The sequence below is a fragment of the Methylosinus sp. KRF6 genome, from assembly GCF_018887255.1.
Lineage (GTDB): Bacteria > Pseudomonadota > Alphaproteobacteria > Rhizobiales > Beijerinckiaceae > Methylosinus > Methylosinus sporium.
In genome coordinates, this window is record NZ_JAHLJF010000001.1 from 3578107 (window position 1) to 3593186 (window position 15080).

Annotated in this window: 19 protein-coding genes; 11 read left to right on the forward strand and 8 right to left on the reverse strand. The window is 65.9% G+C overall.

What is annotated here, in order from left to right:
* Positions 1 to 12: 12 nt before the first annotated feature.
* From KP010_RS16975 to KP010_RS16990, 4 genes are all read right to left on the reverse strand, one after another.
* A complete protein-coding gene (locus KP010_RS16975; RefSeq protein WP_142862272.1) occupies positions 13 to 819 on the reverse strand; it encodes a nucleotidyltransferase domain-containing protein in 807 nt (268 codons plus the stop codon).
* Positions 820 to 823: 4 nt separating this feature from the next.
* Complete coding sequence (pqqC, locus tag KP010_RS16980; RefSeq protein WP_142862273.1) at positions 824 to 1585, reverse strand: pyrroloquinoline-quinone synthase PqqC; 762 nt, start codon at positions 1583 to 1585, stop codon at positions 824 to 826.
* Positions 1582 to 2511: a pyrroloquinoline quinone biosynthesis protein PqqB gene (pqqB, locus tag KP010_RS16985; protein WP_142862274.1), complete on the reverse strand. Its 930-nt coding sequence runs from the start codon at positions 2509 to 2511 to the stop codon at positions 1582 to 1584. Before pqqB ends, pqqC begins: the two co-directional genes overlap by 4 nt.
* A gap of 222 nt (positions 2512 to 2733) precedes the next feature.
* Positions 2734 to 4110: a PLP-dependent aminotransferase family protein gene (locus tag KP010_RS16990; protein ID WP_142862328.1), complete on the reverse strand. Its 1377-nt coding sequence runs from the start codon at positions 4108 to 4110 to the stop codon at positions 2734 to 2736.
* 173 nt (positions 4111 to 4283) lie between these two features.
* Between KP010_RS16990 and KP010_RS16995 the strand changes: the two genes are divergently transcribed.
* Entirely contained in the window at positions 4284 to 5147 is an 864-nt protein-coding gene (locus KP010_RS16995; RefSeq protein ID WP_142862275.1) for a DMT family transporter, read from the forward strand.
* A gap of 5 nt (positions 5148 to 5152) precedes the next feature.
* On the opposite strand, the gene pssA is transcribed toward KP010_RS16995, so the two are convergent.
* Complete coding sequence (pssA, locus tag KP010_RS17000) at positions 5153 to 5992, reverse strand: CDP-diacylglycerol--serine O-phosphatidyltransferase (RefSeq protein WP_142862276.1); 840 nt, start codon at positions 5990 to 5992, stop codon at positions 5153 to 5155.
* Between the two features lie 27 nt (positions 5993 to 6019).
* Positions 6020 to 6718 carry a phosphatidylserine decarboxylase gene (locus KP010_RS17005; RefSeq protein WP_142862277.1) on the reverse strand — a complete coding sequence of 233 codons (699 nt, stop codon included), beginning with the start codon at positions 6716 to 6718 and terminating at the stop codon, positions 6020 to 6022.
* Positions 6719 to 6888: 170 nt separating this feature from the next.
* On the opposite strand from KP010_RS17005, the gene KP010_RS17010 reads away from it, so the two are divergent.
* From KP010_RS17010 to der, 9 genes are all read left to right on the forward strand, one after another.
* Complete coding sequence (locus KP010_RS17010; RefSeq protein WP_142862278.1) at positions 6889 to 7146, forward strand: hypothetical protein; 258 nt, start codon at positions 6889 to 6891, stop codon at positions 7144 to 7146.
* A gap of 271 nt (positions 7147 to 7417) precedes the next feature.
* A complete protein-coding gene (locus KP010_RS17015) occupies positions 7418 to 7879 on the forward strand; it encodes a flavodoxin family protein (RefSeq protein ID WP_108916796.1) in 462 nt (153 codons plus the stop codon).
* A 171-nt stretch (positions 7880 to 8050) separates the two neighbouring features.
* Entirely contained in the window at positions 8051 to 8485 is a 435-nt protein-coding gene (locus KP010_RS17020) for a hypothetical protein (RefSeq protein ID WP_108916795.1), read from the forward strand.
* Between the two features lie 82 nt (positions 8486 to 8567).
* On the forward strand, positions 8568 to 8975 hold the full coding sequence (locus tag KP010_RS17025; protein ID WP_108916794.1) for a DUF350 domain-containing protein: 408 nt from the start codon (positions 8568 to 8570) through the stop codon (positions 8973 to 8975).
* A 9-nt stretch (positions 8976 to 8984) separates the two neighbouring features.
* Entirely contained in the window at positions 8985 to 9416 is a 432-nt protein-coding gene (locus KP010_RS17030) for a hypothetical protein (RefSeq protein WP_142862279.1), read from the forward strand.
* Positions 9413 to 10567, forward strand: coding sequence for a glutathionylspermidine synthase family protein (locus KP010_RS17035; protein WP_142862280.1), 1155 nt, complete (start codon positions 9413 to 9415; stop codon positions 10565 to 10567). The genes KP010_RS17030 and KP010_RS17035 overlap by 4 nt, the downstream gene beginning before the upstream one ends.
* A gap of 59 nt (positions 10568 to 10626) precedes the next feature.
* Complete coding sequence (locus tag KP010_RS17040; RefSeq protein WP_108916791.1) at positions 10627 to 10992, forward strand: 2Fe-2S iron-sulfur cluster-binding protein; 366 nt, start codon at positions 10627 to 10629, stop codon at positions 10990 to 10992.
* 262 nt (positions 10993 to 11254) lie between these two features.
* Positions 11255 to 11980, forward strand: coding sequence for a tetratricopeptide repeat protein (locus KP010_RS17045; protein WP_142862281.1), 726 nt, complete (start codon positions 11255 to 11257; stop codon positions 11978 to 11980).
* 50 nt (positions 11981 to 12030) lie between these two features.
* Positions 12031 to 13428 (forward strand): ribosome biogenesis GTPase Der, encoded by a 1398-nt coding sequence (der, locus tag KP010_RS17050; RefSeq protein ID WP_142862282.1) that lies wholly within the window; start codon positions 12031 to 12033, stop codon positions 13426 to 13428.
* Position 13429: 1 nt separating this feature from the next.
* On the opposite strand, the gene KP010_RS17055 is transcribed toward der, so the two are convergent.
* Together KP010_RS17055 and KP010_RS17060 are read right to left on the reverse strand one after the other, a co-directional pair.
* Complete coding sequence (locus KP010_RS17055; RefSeq protein WP_142862283.1) at positions 13430 to 13732, reverse strand: hypothetical protein; 303 nt, start codon at positions 13730 to 13732, stop codon at positions 13430 to 13432.
* Positions 13733 to 13805: 73 nt separating this feature from the next.
* The gene (locus KP010_RS17060) at positions 13806 to 14285 is read right to left on the reverse strand and encodes a J domain-containing protein (protein WP_142862284.1); all 480 of its coding nucleotides are present in this window, start codon (positions 14283 to 14285) and stop codon (positions 13806 to 13808) included.
* 257 nt (positions 14286 to 14542) lie between these two features.
* Here KP010_RS17060 and KP010_RS17065 point away from each other — a divergent pair, with 257 nt between their 5' ends.
* Positions 14543 to 14962: a rubrerythrin family protein gene (locus tag KP010_RS17065; protein ID WP_142862285.1), complete on the forward strand. Its 420-nt coding sequence runs from the start codon at positions 14543 to 14545 to the stop codon at positions 14960 to 14962.
* Positions 14963 to 15080: the final 118 nt, after the last annotated feature.

Sequence of the window (15080 nt, forward strand, 5' to 3'; positions counted from 1 at the left end):
TCGCAGCGAACCTCACATCACCCCATCTGGACCGTGACAGCGTAGAGCCGCGAGGAAAAAGGCTTCGGCCCGTTCGATCGCCTCGCGTTCGATCCGGCGTTCCGTCGGTCGCAGCGAGTTTCGAGCGGAGGCGAATTCCGCGTCGATAAACGCTGCGAGCACGGGGTCGACTGGGCCGGTTCCCATCTCGCTCGATCGCGACTTTTCCACGAGCAGAGCCTCCACAATGGCCGCAACCTCAGCCGGCGGATCGCATTGCGCCATCAGCTCCTGGAATCGCATCGGCGCGATCCGTTCATTCGGATAAAGGCGCAGCCAGCGGAGCGCGGCCGCCGGGCGCAGAGCGTAGAATAGCTTTTTGCGACGCACATTCTTGTCGTCGCTGAAATAGGCGCGACGATGGCGTTCGCCGAGGTGCAGGTAATGATAGGCGATGCGCTCTCGATCGACTGTCTCGCGCGCGAGCGTCAGAAACGCATCGGCGAATTCCCGATCACGGCGGTAGTCGATCGGCGAGGTGAGCCATTCGATGACGACAGCGTTGCCCTTGAGCAGAAGTTGCAGGGCCTTTCCGAGGTCCCATCCGTTCACGTCGAAAATTTCGTCGAGAGGCGTTTCGATCACATCGCGCTTGCGCCAAGGCGATAGATAATCCGCCGAGCGACGAATATAGATGAAGCGGCAATCATAATCGCTGTCGGGCGAGGGAAAGCCCCAAGCCCGGCTGCCGCTCTCCACGGCCAAGGGAATCGCGACTCGTTCGGCGATTTGCAGATCGTCGAGCCGCTTCTGAATTTTTTCGACTATCCCGGGGTCCAACTGGTTATTTCGTCTGCGGCGTGAACGCGCCGGGCGGGATGAGGCCGGTCACATAGGCCTGATGGAGCGCGTCGAGCTGCGCCCATAGCACGTCGCATTTGAAGCGCACGGCGCCGACGCAGGCCTCCTGCTCCGCCCGCGTATAGGCGTGCTGGAGAATATACGACAATGCGAAATCGCTGTCGCGCGGCGCCTGGGCGAGGCGGCGCTTGAAATAGGCCATCACGGAATCGTCGACGAAATCGTAATTCTCGAGCATTCCCGCGATGCGCTCGCGATGGATCGCCGGCGCGAACAGCTCCGTCAGCGATGACGCCACCGCTATGACCAGTGGCTGCTCGACGACGAAGCGCACATAGGCTTCGACGGCGAATTTCGTCGCCGGCAATGCGCCCTTGCGCGAGGTGACATAGTCGCGCGGGAGGCCGAGCCCGTCGGTGAGCACGAGCCAGCGCTCTATGCCGCCGCCTTCCTCGCCCAATCCGTCGTGATCGTGGATGCGATGAATCCATTCACGCCGCAATTCGCGGTCGTGCACGCGGCTCATAAAGGCGGCGTCCTTGCGCGGCACCGCCTCTTGATAGCAATAGCGGTTGAGCGCCCAGGCCTGCACCTGGCCTTTGTTCAGCTTTCCGCCATGCAGCATCTTATGGAAGGGATGCTTGTCGTGATAGCGCTCCTCGCCGACGGCGCGGATCGCCGCTTCGAACGCCTCCTTCGACAAAGGAGGAGCGTCGTGCCACTCGGCCGTCGAGAAGTCGTTCATAGCGTCACCTCCATGCCGTCCGCGCCGATCTCCCATCCGGCCGCATTCACTACGGCGCGCTCCTTGGAGGAGGCGTCGAGCGTCGGATTGGAGTTGTTGATGTGCACATAGATTTTGCGCGCGACGGACAGATCCTCGAAGGCTTTCATCGAGCCGTCCTCGCCGCTCATATTGACATGGCCCATGCGCGAGCCGGTCTTGCCGAGCAATCCTTGCTCGATCATCTCATTCTCATGGAACAAAGTTCCATCGAAGAAGACGAGGCTCGCGCCGCGCAGACGTTCCTTCAGCGGCTCGTCGATGTTCGCGCAGCCGGGAATATAGAAGCAGCTCTTGCCCGTCGCCGTCTCGATGATCTCGACGCCGAGCGTGTCGCCAACTTGCGTGCCGAAACCCGCGACGCTCTTGTCCTCGAGCCAGAGCGCGATCTTGCCATGCACGGGAAACGCCTTCACCGCAAGGCCGAGATCGATGCCGGCTCCACGCAGCGGGATCGCCTCGTCGAAGGGAAATTCGACGCGCGTCACCAGCTCGGGGACGAGAATATCGAAGATGCGATTGCCGGCGAGCACATTCAATATGCGCCCGGAGGAATAGATAGAGAAAGCCTGCGCCTCGCGAAGATTCAAGAGGCCGGCGACATGGTCCACGTCGCCATTGGTCAGCACGACGGATTTGATCGGGCTCGCGCGCAATCCGTCCTGCGGGCCGGGCGAGAGCTGCGGCGCCTGCGCAATCTGCTGGCGCAAATCCGGCGAGGCGTTGAGCAGCACGAAATCGACGCCATTGGCGCTGACCGCGAGCGAGGATTGCGTGCGCGCCGAAAAGCCGGGCTTGCCCTCGCGCACGGCGCGGCAATTGGCGCAATTGCAGTTCCATTGCGGGAAGCCGCCGCCGGCGCCCGATCCGAGTATTTTGATGAACATGACGCGAACCGCGACGGCGCCGCTTTTTTAAGGCGCTGTCTCTCCTCTCGAGCCGACGTTCTAGAGCGAAATCGCCTCCGTTCGAAGCGCTGTTTCGCTCCCCTCCCGATCTTTGTTTATTTTTCCCGACGCTCGCGCGTCGGAAGGCGGCATTTTCGGCCGCGCGCCACTATGTCCAGGCGGCGGCGGGACGGCAAGCGCCAGATGGTCGCACGCCCTGCTCTAGCCGGCGGCCCGCATCGGCGGCGCGCTCGCCTGCAGCGCGCGCGCCAGGGAGTCGTAGATGCGCGGATCTTCCGATTGCGAGACGTTGAAGCGCAGATAATCGCGCGCCGTCTGGCCGAGGCTGAAGGCGTTGCCGGGTGCGAGCACGATTCCCTCCGCGAGGCAGAGCCGCGCGATCTGCGAGGCGTCGGCCTCGTCCGGCAGGCGCGCCCAGACGAACATGCCGGCCTTGGGCTCGACGAAGGGCGTGATCCCGAGCGCTTCGAGACGGCGGATCGTCGCCGTCCTCGCCCCGGCGAGACGCGCGCGCAGCGCCTCGAGATGGCGGCGATAGCCGCCGTCTTTCAGTAGCGCCAGCGCGATCTCGGCCGAGAGGCGCGGGCTGCCGAATTGCGTGGCGAGGCCGATATCGGCGATCTGCTCGATCCAATCGGGGCGGGCGGCGATATAGCCGCAACGCGCCGCGGCGGAGAGGGTCTTGGAGAAGCTGCCGATCTGAATGACGTTGCGGAGTCCGTCGAAAGCGGCGAGGCGAGGGGTCGGCGCGGTTTCGAAATCGGCGAAAATATCGTCCTCGACGATGATGAGGCCGGCGGGCTCGGCGAGCGCCATCAGCCGATGCGCCGTCGTCGAGGAGATGGCGGCGCCGGTCGGATTATGGACGGCGGCATTGGTGAGATAGAGGCGTGGCCGCTTTTGCGCGAGGCTTTGCGCGAAAATCTCGAGATCGGGGCCGTTCGGCGTCATCGGCACGCCGACGATGTCGGCGCGATGCGCCTGCAGCAGAGCGCGGAAATTGAAATAGCAGGGATCGTCGATCAGCACAGTGTCGCCGGGCTCGATCAGAAAGCGGCAGACGAGGTCGATCGCCTGCGTTCCCGAGCCGGTCAGCAGAATCTGATCGGGCGCGGCGGGTATGTCCCGCTCGCCGAGGCGGCGGGCGATGAAGCCGCGCAGCGGAGCGAGGCCGAGCGGTTCGGAATAATCGGCGAGGGAGGCGGCGCTCCCCCGCGCCACGGCTTTCAGCGCCCGGCGCAGCGCCGCCTCGGGCATCCATTCGGCCGGCAGCCAGCCGCAGCCGGGGCGGAGCATTCCCTCGCCGGCCTCCAGCGATTGACGCGACATCCAGAGCGGATCGACCTCGCGATCGAGGCGCGGGCCGATCTTGCCCAGCGCCAGCGGCGCGAGCGGCGCTGAGACATAAAAGCCGGAGCCGGGGCGGGATTTTATGACGCCCTCGGCGGCGAGCCGCTCATAGGCCTCGACCACTGTGGAGACGGAGACGCCCATCGACCGCGCCGCTTGCCGCACCGAGGGGAGGCGCGCGCCGGGCGTCAGCTGGCGCGCCGCGATTCGCTCGCGGATCGTCGTCATCACCAGCTCGATCCGTCGGGGAGGCGAGGATGTTTTGGTCAAGCGTATCGCCTTTCATCCCAGCACAGTTCACGGATACTGTCGAAACAGTTTACGAAAATTGTATCCATCTGTCTCTGGCCGAGCAAGGGGTTCTGTCCGATCCTTCGCCGATGAGGAAAGGATGTTTCGATATGGATAGGACGACGGAGGGCTGGCTGAACGGCGCGCTCGGGGTGTTGATTTTCAGCGGATCGCTGCCGGCGACGCGCGTCGCCGTCGCGGGCTTCGATCCTTTGTTTCTGACGGGCGCGCGGGCTTCGATCGCCGGGCTGATCGCGCTCTGCCTGCTGGCCCTCTTCCGTGAGAGCAGGCCGAGCCGTAATGAGCTTCTCTCGCTCGTCGGCGTGGCTTTGGGCGTGGTGGTCGGTTTTCCGCTGCTCAGCGCGCTGGCGCTGACGCGCATGACCTCGGCCCATTCGCTCGTCTTCGTCGGGCTGCTGCCCTTGGCGACGGCGGCTTTCGGCGTGCTGCGCGGCGGCGAGCGGCCGCGGCCGGGCTTTTGGCTCTGCGCGCTCGCCGGCGGCGCGCTCGTCGCCGGCTTCGCCTGGAGGCGGGGCGACGGCGCGATCTCCTCGGGCGACCTTCTGATGCTCGGCGCGATCTTCGTCGCGGGCTTCGGCTATGCCGAAGGAGGGCTGCTGTCGCGCCGGCTCGGCGGCTGGCGGGTGATCTGCTGGGCGCTGGCGCTCTCGCTGCCGGCGATGCTCGTCTGGACCGTCGTCAGCGCGCCGGAGGGGCTGCTCGCCGCGCCGCCGCGCTCCTGGGTCGCGCTCGCCTATGTGGCGCTGTTCAGCATGTTGATCGGCTTCGTCTTCTGGTATCGCGGGCTGGCGCTGGGCGGCATCGCCGCCGTCGGGCAGCTGCAGCTGCTCCAGCCGCTGCTCGGACTCGGTCTCGCCGCTCTGTTCCTCGGCGAGACCGTGGAGCTCTCTCTCGTTTTCGTCACTGTCGGCGTCGTCGCCGCTGTGGCGGGGGCGAAGGCCCTCGCAAAATAGCCGCGTCAGGCGCCTTGCGCCTTCTCCGCCTCCTGCCGCTCCAGCTCCTTGTAGCGCTTCACGCCGAAGGGAATGGCGGCGAGATAGGCGAGGCTCGCCAGCACCAGCGTCTCCATCGGATAGATGGCGAGCAGCAGCGCCGTGACGCCGACGCAGAACAGCACGAGAATGACATATTCGCGCGGGATGCGGCCGATGCGTTTGCCGGAGAAATGCGGAATGCGGCTCGCCATCAGAAAGGCGATGGTCAGCACATAGACGATGAAGAGCGGAACCAGCGCCTTTGAGCCGGGCAGCTCGGCGACCGAGAGATGGAGATAGAGCGGCAGCAGAACCGCCACGGCGCCGGCCGGCGCTGGCATTCCGACGAAGAAGTCCGAATGCCAGGCGGGCCGGCCGGGCTCGTCCACGGTGACGTTGAAGCGGGCGAGGCGCAGCGCGCAGGCGATGGCGAAGACCAGCGCCGCGAACCAGCCGAGCCCTTTGATCTCGTGCAGCGACCAGAGATAGAGCAGAAGCGCCGGCGCGACGCCGAAATCGACGAAATCGGCGAGCGAGTCGAGCTCCGCGCCGAAGCGCGACGTGCCTTTGAGCGCGCGCGCGATGCGGCCGTCGAGCCCGTCCAGCACGGCGGCGGCGATGACGGCGGTCACGGCTGTGTCGAACTTGCCTTCCGTGGCGTAGCGTATGGCGGTGAGGCCCATGGAGAGCGCCAGAAGCGTCACCAGATTGGGCAGCACCACGCGGATCGGAATGTTGCGGAAGCGCAGGCGGCGCCGTTCGGAGGGCGACAATTGCGCGTCCCGGCCCTCGGGGCCGGCGTCGAAGGACGAAGGTTCGGTCATTGGGGTGGCCTTTGTCGCGGCGACGGCTCAGCCGGCCTTGAAGCTCAGAGGGGCGGCGGTGGAGTTCACATCGGCGAGGATCGTCTCGCCGGCGATGGCGCGCGAGCCCACGGCGACGCGGGGCTTGGCGGCGGTCGGCATATAGACGTCGACGCGCGAGCCGAAGCGGATGAGGCCGAAACGGTCGCCGACGCCGATCGGCTGGCCGTCCTGCACGAAGCAGACGATGCGCCGCGCCACCAGGCCGGCGATCTGCACCACGCCATAGCGGCCGGAGGGCGCGTCGATGACGATGCCGTTGCGCTCATTGTCCTCGCTCGCCTTGTCGAGATCGGCGTTGAGGAAGATGCCGGGCTTATAGGCGACTTTGCTGATGCGGCCGGTGATGGGCGCGCGGTTCACATGCACGTCGAAGACGCTCATGAAGATCGAGACGCGCTGCATCGGCTCCGCGCCGAGGCCGAGCTCGGCCGGCGGCAGGAAGAAGCCGATGGAGCAGACGACGCCGTCGGCCGGAGACACCACGAGCCCCTCGCGCAAGGGCGTGAGGCGCTGCGGATCGCGGAAGAAATAGACGCACCAGCCGGTGGCGATGAAGCCCACCCAGCCGAGCGTCGAGGATATCCAGTGCAGCAGCAGAGCGGCGATGGCGAAGGCGGCAATGAAAATATAGCCTTCCGGATGGATCGGGACGAGCGATTTGCGGACCGATTCGAGGATCGACATGGATGAGAGGCTCCGAATGCGGCCCGTCGCCGCAGGCGGGGCGAGTTTTGCCATTTTGCGGCGCGAAAGTCACGCGGGCGGGGCGCCTGCGCCCTTGCCCCTGCGGCGGATTCACGACAGATAGGCGCGGTCGAAGCCCAATGGGGCCGACAGCCCCTCGGGGAGGAAACATGAAAGACAATATTCGCAACGGAACGGCTCTCGCCATAGCGGCGGTCTCTCTCGCGCTCGCCGGCGCCGTGACGACGGCCATGGCGGCGACGCCCGGCAAGGTGCAATGCATCGGCGCCAACGCCTGCAAGGGCAAGAGCGACTGCCACAGCCCCAAGAACGCCTGCAAGGGCATGAACGCCTGCAAAGGCAAGGGCTGGTCCTTCGTCGAATCCGAGGACGCCTGCAAGGCCGCCGGCGGTCGTACGCTGAACTGATCGAAGCCGGGAGGGCGGCGCCCTCCCGCGCAACCTGCGCGTGCCGCGCCGGCGAGAGCGGGACGGCTGCTCGGGCGTGGTTTCAAAAGAGCGAGCCTCGGCTCGCTTTTCTCGCGTCAGCGTCCGCAGGATGCGCTAGACTCTTTTGTTTTGACGCGTTTCCAATGCCGAACCGGCGTCGACTTCGGCTGGAAGCGCTATCATTTCCCGCGCGGCCGCATCGTGCGCCGGCGCACATGCCGCATCGGCCGCGGGAGAGCGTCGCCGCCCAATGTCCCGCAAGCGCCTTCTGATTCTCGCCCATGCGCCCTCGCGCAATACGCGGCTTCTGCGCGACGCCGCGCTGGCCGGGACGCGCGAGATCGATGGCGTGGAGACGATCGTCCGGGCGCCGCTCGAAGCGACGCCCGAGGATGCGCTGGCGGCGGACGCCATCATTCTGGGGACGACCGAAAACCTCGGCTATATGAGCGGGGCGCTGAAGGATTTTTTCGACCGCAGCTATTATCCCTGCCTCGAGCGCACGCAGGGCCGCCCTTACGCGCTCTATATCCGCGCCGGCAATGACGGCGCCGGCGCGCGCCGCAGCGTCGAGAGCGTCGCGACCGGCTTGCGCTGGCGCAGCGTGCAGGAGCCGCTCATCTTGCGCGGGGAATGGCGGGAGGAATTCGTCGATGCCGCCCGCGAGCTCGCAATGGCGATGGCCGCGGGGCTGGAGGCGGGGGTGTTTTGAAGGAGCCCGTGGTCGCCAATTCTGGCGCGCGGCTATCTTTCGTCGCGGGTTCCCGATATATTCGCGCATCTATTTTCGAAAGGCGCGACTTTGCGTTCGGGAGTTGTCATCGGCGGCGTCGCTGCGTCGGCGCCGTTTCCTTGCGGCGCTTTCCCCCACGGTCGATGAGCCATGGCGGAGGAAGAGCCGAGCATCGAATCTTTCGGCCACGGCCTGGGGCCGAGACGCGTGGAGAGCCCGCGCAAGCGATCGCTGCATATCGAACGCGAAGGCATAGCGAAATATGGCCACGGCCTCGGACCGCGCCCGGCGCCGCCGCCGCGGCCGGAGACGCCTGTCGGCGATTCTCTGCATCTCGCGTCGGAGCAGGCGTGGCCACTCGCCGTCGCGCTGATCGCGCTCGGCGCGATCTCGATCGGAATTTTCACGCTGGCGCAGACCATCGATCGCCAAATCTGCTCTGCCGATCCGCGGCGCGATTGCGAGCGCGGCAGCGATGCCGGCGGAGGTGGCGGCGGAGGCGGGAGCGGTGCAGGCGGGTCGGGCTTCCACGCTCATTACGGCGGATTCGGGGGGAGCGGCGGCTTCTATTCGGGCGGCTCGTGAGGCAGCGTCGCATCGCGGCGCGGCTATCTTTCGGTCATTCGCTTTGCTAACCTCGCGGCGAGACATTTCCGAGAGGATTACATTGCCAGCAGACCTCGCCTCCGGCCTCCTGTCCTTCGCCGCCTATTTTCTCGGGACGATCGCTTATTGCGCGGCTTTCTGCGTTGTCTACACGCGGCTCACGCCGCATTGCGAATTCGACCTCATCGTCAATGCGCACAACGCCTCCGCCGCCATCGCCTTCGGCGGCAGCCTCATCGGCTTCGCCATCGCGCTCGCCGGCGCCGTGCACAATACGCAATCGGGGCTCGAATTCATCATCTGGGGCTTCGTCGCCTTCGCCACGCAGATCGTCGCCTATCTTCTCGCGCGGCTCGCGCATCCGGGGCTCTCGCAGGCGATCGAGCAGAACGCCATCGCCGCGGCGGTCTGGCTCGGCGCCGTCTCCATTTCGGCGGGCGTGCTCAGCGCCGCCTGCATGAGCCCTTGAGAGGCGCCCATGGCCGAGCCGCCCCGCAAGGAATTCGGACGCCGCGGGCTTGCGCCGCCCGTCGTCACTCATGCGCCCGAGGGGCTCCCCGGCGGCGCGAACGGACCTTTCGGGAGCCGCAAGCGCACGATCGCCATTGCGGCGATCGCCGTCGGCTCGTTGTCGATCGGGACCTATGCGGCGATCGAAAATTCCCATTGGCGCGATTGCGCCGAGGAAGGCGATCGGGAGCGGCAGGAGGAATGCCGCCGATCGCATAGCCATGGCGGCTCTTCCGGCGGTCATTCCTATTCGAGCGGCTCGTCCTCCTCGTCCTCGCACGTTTCCTCGGGCGAGAGTTCGGGACATTTGGGCGCGGCGTCCTCCGGCCATGCCGTCGCCTTCGGCGGTTTCGGCAATTTCGGCGGATTCGTCAGCAGCGGTCACGGCGGCGGCTCATGAGGCGCGAGCCTTCGCCGCCGCGGCCGGACTTCGTCGAAGAGGCGCGGAAAATCGGCTTTCGATATGCGCAGGCCGACGGCGAGCCCTATTGGGACGAGTCGGCGCGCTATGCCTTTTCGATGCGCGAGATCGAGGAGGATATCGAAACCGCGACCGCCGATCTTTCCGCGCTCTGCGAGGATGTCGTCGCGCGCTTGGTGAGAGACGAGCAGGCGCTGGAGCGCTTGCGCGTTCCGCGTCACGCATGGAGCCTCATCGCCGAGAGCCATGCGCGCCGCGACGCCTCGCTCTATGGGCGTTTCGATTTCTCCTATGACGGAGAGGGGCCGCCGAAGCTGCTCGAATATAACGCCGACACGCCGACGAGCCTGTTCGAATCCGCGGTCGTGCAATGGTTCTGGCTCGAGCAGATGATCGCGCGCGGCCATTTGCCGAAAGGAGCGGATCAGTTCAATTCGCTGCATGACCGCCTGATCGCGCGCTGGCGCGAGATCGCTGGCGGCGCTCCCGTGCATTTCGCCTGCATGACGCAGAGCGTCGAGGATCGCGGCAATGTCGCCTATCTCGCCGATTGCGCGGCGCAGGCGGGCTCCTGGACGGCGCGCATCGACATGCGCGACATCGGCCTTTCCGGCGAGATTTTCGTCGATCGCTCGGGACGGCGCGTCGAGCGATTGTTCAAGCTCTATCCTTGGGAATGGATGTTCGCCGACGCTTTCGGCAAATCGGCGGCGATGGGGGCGACGCGTTTCGTCGAGCCGCCGTGGAAGGCCATTCCCTCGAGCAAGGGATTTCTCGCTTATCTGTGGGAGGCGGCGCCCGGTCATCCCAATCTTCTGCCCTGCTTTTTCGAGGACGACGCGCGCGCATCGTCATTGACGCGATATGCGCGCAAGCCGCTCTATTCGCGCGAGGGCGCCAATGTGGCGCTCTTCGACGGCGAGACGCGTCTCGCGCATACGGACGGCGGCTATGGCGCCGAAGGCTTCGTGCTGCAGCAATTATGTCTGCTGCCGAATTTCGGTGGCCGTTATCCCGTGCTCGGCTGCTGGCTCGTCGGCGGCGCGCCGGCGGGCATGGGCGTGCGCGAGGATGCTTCGCTGGTGACGACGGATCGCTCGCGCTTTTTGCCGCATGTGATCATCGATTGACGCTCGCCGAGTCGCGGCCTACGCTTCTTTGCGCATAATAAAAACAAGGGAGGACGGCCATGCCCGACGTCACCTTCTCCACCCCTCTTCTCCATAAAAATGTGACGGTCTATGCGGTCGCCGGCGACACGCACACGATACTCGCCGTCGCCGAGGCGAATAAGATTCCCATTCCACATGATTGCAAAGACGGCGAATGCGGCTCCTGCCTCATCGAGGTGACGCCGCTCGACGACAAGACCATGGGCGCGACGCTCACCGAGAAGGAGAAAGCGCAACTGAAATCCATGGGCAAGATCACGGCCGAGGAGATCGCGCGCGCGGTGGTCGACGATATTCCGCCCAAATATCGGCTCGCCTGCCAATATGTGGTGCGAGACCAAGATATTCTCGTGAAATTCACCGGAGAGCCCGGCGGCGCGTGACGCGCATCTCATGAGCGCGCCATCCGATCCGATCGGACCGGATGGCGCGCCTATTTCGTCCCTGGCCTCTCGCCCCTGTCCTCGTCGCTCTGGCGAAGGCGCGTCATATCGGTCGGAGCGGCCGGGGCGGCCCGCTGCACGGCCGCGGCCGAGCCCGTCGCCGCAACGGCCGTCGCAGGGGGAACTGGCCTTGTGCGCCTGCCCATGCTAACAGCGGCCTCCGCGCCGGAACGCCCCGGCGCCAATCTCGACAGGAGCGGTCATGTCCGACATTTTCCACGAGGTCGACGAAGACATCCGCCGGGACAAGGCGGCCAACCTCTGGAAGCGTTATCAGACGCCGGTGATCGTCGGCGCTTTTCTGGTCGTGGTGGCGACGGGCGCCTATAGTTTCTACGAGAGCAATCGCATAAAGGCCGCCGAGGGCGCCAATGTCCGCTTCAGCGCGGCGGCCGCGCTCGCGACGCAAGGCAAGGGCGCCGAGGCCGTCGCCGCCTTCGAGGCGCTCGCCAAGGATTCGCCTAGGGGCTACGCCACTCTGGCGCGGCTGCGCGCGGCGCAGGAGCTGGCGCACAGCGACAAGGCCAAGGCGGTCGCCGCCTTCGACGCCATCTCCGAGGACAAGGGCGTCGACAAGCTCACGCAGCAGGTGGCCAAGCTGCGCGCCGGCCTCATTCTGCTCGAGCAGGGCGAGCGGCAGAAAATGGCGGATCGCCTCGGCGAGCTCGTCACCGCCAATGGGCCGTTCCGCTTTACGGCGCAGGAGCTCTTGGGGCTCGACGCGCTGCAGGACAGCGATTTCAACGAGGCCGAGCGCGTCTTCAAGCTCATCCTCAATGATCAGGAGGCGCCTCACGCCATGCGCCAGCGCGCCGGGGCCTATAAGGCGCTGCTGGAGGCTGCGCGCGGCGCCGCCCCGCCGCCGGCCGCCGCGCCCGCGGCCGGACAAGACGCCGCGCCTGCGCCCGCCGCGCCGGCCGGGAAATAGGCGCGCATTCTCGAGGCGGCGTCGCCGCGACGTTGGACCAAAGGGCCACAATGTCCTTCACGCTCGCCATCATCGGCCGGCCGAATGTCGGCAAGTCGACCTTATTCAACCGGCTCGTCGGCAAGAAGCTCGCGCTCGTCGACGACCGGCCCGGCGTGACGCGTGATCGCCGAGAAGGCGAGGCGCGCCTCGCCGATCTGCGCTTCACCATCATCGACACGGCCGGCCTCGAGGAAGGCGCCTCCGCCACACTGGAAGGGCGGATGCGCGCGCAGACGGAGGCGGCGATCGAGACCGCCGACGCCATTCTCTTCATGATCGACGCGCGCGTCGGGGTGACGCCGGACGACAAATATTTCGCCGATCTGGTGCGCCGGGCCGGCAAGCCGGTCATCCTCGCGGCCAATAAGTCGGAAGGGCGCAAGGGCGAGGCCGGCCTGGTCGAGGCCTATGAGCTCGGCCTCGGCGATCCCGTGCCGCTCTCCGCCGAGCATGGCGAGGGCCTCGGCGAGTTCTATGACGCGCTTCGCGAGGCGCTGCCGGAGGCGACCGCGGATTGGGAGGAGGATGAAGAGGCGGCGACCGACATCGCCGTCTCGGCCGATGAGGACGGCAGCGAGGTCGATCCGACCAAGCCGCTGCGCATCGCCGTCGTCGGGCGGCCAAATGCCGGCAAATCGACGCTGATCAATCGCCTGCTCGGCGAGGACCGGCTGCTCACCGGGCCGGAGGCGGGCATCACCCGTGACAGCATTTCCGTGCCTTTCCGCTGGCGCGACCGCGATATGAAGCTCTTCGACACCGCCGGCCTGCGCAAGCGCGCCAAGGTCGTCGACAAGCTGGAGAAGCTCGCCGGCGCCGACGCGCTGCGCGCCGTGCGCTTCTCGGAGGTCGTGGTGCTGCTGCTCGACTCCGCCATTCCGTTCGAGAAGCAGGATTTGACCATTGCCGATCTCGCCGCGCGCGAGGGCAGGGCGGTGGTGATCGCGCTCGGCAAATGGGATGCGGTCGATGATCCGGGGACGCGGCTCGCCAAGCTGCGCGAGGAGGCCGAGCGCCTGCTGCCGCAGATCAAGGGCGCGCCGGTGGTCGCCGTCTCGGGCGTGACCGGCTATGGGCTCGACAAGCTCATGCACGCCATTCTCGAGGCGCATGAAGTCTGGAACCGTCGCATCTCGACGGCGCGGCTCAATCGCTGGCTCGAGAGCGCCATAGACGAGACTCCGCCGCCGGCGGTCTCCGGCCGGCGCATCAAGATCCGCTATATGACGCAGGCCAAGGCGCGGCCGCCGCATTTCATCCTGTTCGGCAATCAGCTCGATGAATTGCCGGCGAGCTATCAGCGCTTTCTCGTGAATGGATTGCGCCGCGCCTTCGATCTGCCGGGCACGCCGATCCGCATCTCGACGCGCTCGGGCGAAAATCCATTCGACAAGGGGAAGAGATAGATCATTCTCGCGTCAGGTCGGATTTCTTCGGCGTGAGCGACAGCTTCGCCGGCATCTCCACGATCAATTCTGTCGCCTGATCTCTCATGAATTGCTCGGCTTTTGGGATCGGGGCCATGACGCCCAGCCGCATGTCGTAGGCGCAGGTCTTGGTCGGATCGGCGGAGCCGCTTTTTTGGCCATCGAGTTCATCGGCGGCCTGTCGATCGAGCGGACGACGACCGAACAAAAGAAGCATCAGCAAACCGAATTCGTCCAGCAGAATGGCGGAAATGATGCGGGCGTGTCGTCGGAAGAACTGCATATTCGGCTCGCTGCGTCGAAGCCTTGTCAATTTCCGCGGTCTACAATGATTTTCTGATTTCGCGAAAGCGCTCTCAACTCGCCCCTTCGAACTGCGCCAGCAATGCGTCGCGCGCCTCGGCGATGCGGCGGTAGTCCTCCGCGCTGCCGCCGGCGTCGGGATGGGCGGTCTTGGCGAGACGGCGGAAGGCGGATTTGATCTCGGCCGGCTCCAGCGCGCCTTCCAGAGGCAATTCCAGCGTCTCGCGATGCTCCTGATTGTCGTCCTCGTCGAAATCGAACATCTTCTGGAAGGCGGCGCGCTGCTTGCGGCCTTCTAAGCGCAGCTCGACCTGATCCTCCTTCCAGCGCTGGAGCGACATCACGAGGCAGGCGCCGAAGGCGATGCGGCCCTGCGTCTCCAGCTCGTCCAGGCTGAACGGTCCCACCATATCATAGGGCGGCGCGAGACAGGCGGTGCGGACGCCGTCGACGATCTCGACGCGGCCGATCGCCACCGCGTCGGAAACGCCGAGCGAGCCGTTCCAGACGACCCAGTCCAATTGCTCCGCCATTCCGCGCGCTCTCATGCGTCGGACGCGGCCCGTCGCTTTTGTGCGAAAGGCTCCGCCGCGTTCGTACAATCTCGCGCCCTATGCAGTTTCGAAGCCAATCTTGCGCCGCAGCATGGATTTGGCGCTCCATCCCCCGTCAAAGACGGCTTTGGCGCTTGGCAATCGTTAATTTCAAATTATTCTAAACAAGGGCGTCCCGGCTGGCCATCGGGACAGTGGCGGCGCCCCGATCAGTGTTCATCCGAGGAGCTTTAGTCATGGCTACGCTCAAGGGCACCAAGACCGAACAAAATCTGAAGGATGCGTTTGCCGGCGAGTCCCAGGCGAATCGCCGCTATCTCTATTTCGCGCAAAAGGCCGATATCGAAGGCCATAATGACATAGCGACTGTGTTCCGCTCCACCGCCGAGGGCGAGACGGGCCATGCGCATGGCCATCTCGAATTTCTCGAGGTGGTGGGCGATCCGGCCACCGGCCTGCCGATCGGCAAGACCGAGGATAATCTGAAAGCCGCCGTCGCCGGCGAGACGCATGAATATACGGACATGTATCCGGGCTTCGCGCGCTCGGCCCGCGAGGAGGGCTTCGAGGAAGTCGCCGACTGGTTCGAGACGCTGGCCAAGGCCGAGCGCTCGCACGCCGGCCGCTTCCAGAAGGCGCTCGACGAGCTGAAATAAGCGCGCGCATCGCGAGACCCCGCGGCCGTCATGGCCGGGACAAGCCCGGCCATGACGTTGTGGAGCGAGGAGGATGCGCGCATTCGATAGCCGCGCGCGGGGAGAGGCTGGAGCGATG

Coding starts and splice junctions, on each gene's coding strand:
- pqqC (WP_142862273.1), bottom strand. CDS start 1,585: ATGAACGACTTCTCGACGGCCGAGTGGCACGACGCTCCTCCTTTGTCG.
- pqqB (WP_142862274.1), bottom strand. CDS start 2,511: ATGTTCATCAAAATACTCGGATCGGGCGCCGGCGGCGGCTTCCCGCAA.
- KP010_RS16990 (WP_142862328.1), bottom strand. CDS start 4,110: ATGACGACGATCCGCGAGCGAATCGCGGCGCGCCAGCTGACGCCCGGC.
- KP010_RS16995 (WP_142862275.1), top strand. CDS start 4,284: ATGGATAGGACGACGGAGGGCTGGCTGAACGGCGCGCTCGGGGTGTTG.
- pssA (WP_142862276.1), bottom strand. CDS start 5,992: ATGACCGAACCTTCGTCCTTCGACGCCGGCCCCGAGGGCCGGGACGCG.
- KP010_RS17005 (WP_142862277.1), bottom strand. CDS start 6,718: ATGTCGATCCTCGAATCGGTCCGCAAATCGCTCGTCCCGATCCATCCG.
- KP010_RS17010 (WP_142862278.1), top strand. CDS start 6,889: ATGAAAGACAATATTCGCAACGGAACGGCTCTCGCCATAGCGGCGGTC.
- KP010_RS17015 (WP_108916796.1), top strand. CDS start 7,418: ATGTCCCGCAAGCGCCTTCTGATTCTCGCCCATGCGCCCTCGCGCAAT.
- KP010_RS17020 (WP_108916795.1), top strand. CDS start 8,051: ATGGCGGAGGAAGAGCCGAGCATCGAATCTTTCGGCCACGGCCTGGGG.
- KP010_RS17030 (WP_142862279.1), top strand. CDS start 8,985: ATGGCCGAGCCGCCCCGCAAGGAATTCGGACGCCGCGGGCTTGCGCCG.
- KP010_RS17035 (WP_142862280.1), top strand. CDS start 9,413: ATGAGGCGCGAGCCTTCGCCGCCGCGGCCGGACTTCGTCGAAGAGGCG.
- KP010_RS17040 (WP_108916791.1), top strand. CDS start 10,627: ATGCCCGACGTCACCTTCTCCACCCCTCTTCTCCATAAAAATGTGACG.
- KP010_RS17045 (WP_142862281.1), top strand. CDS start 11,255: ATGTCCGACATTTTCCACGAGGTCGACGAAGACATCCGCCGGGACAAG.
- der (WP_142862282.1), top strand. CDS start 12,031: ATGTCCTTCACGCTCGCCATCATCGGCCGGCCGAATGTCGGCAAGTCG.
- KP010_RS17055 (WP_142862283.1), bottom strand. CDS start 13,732: ATGCAGTTCTTCCGACGACACGCCCGCATCATTTCCGCCATTCTGCTG.
- KP010_RS17060 (WP_142862284.1), bottom strand. CDS start 14,285: ATGGCGGAGCAATTGGACTGGGTCGTCTGGAACGGCTCGCTCGGCGTT.
- KP010_RS17065 (WP_142862285.1), top strand. CDS start 14,543: ATGGCTACGCTCAAGGGCACCAAGACCGAACAAAATCTGAAGGATGCG.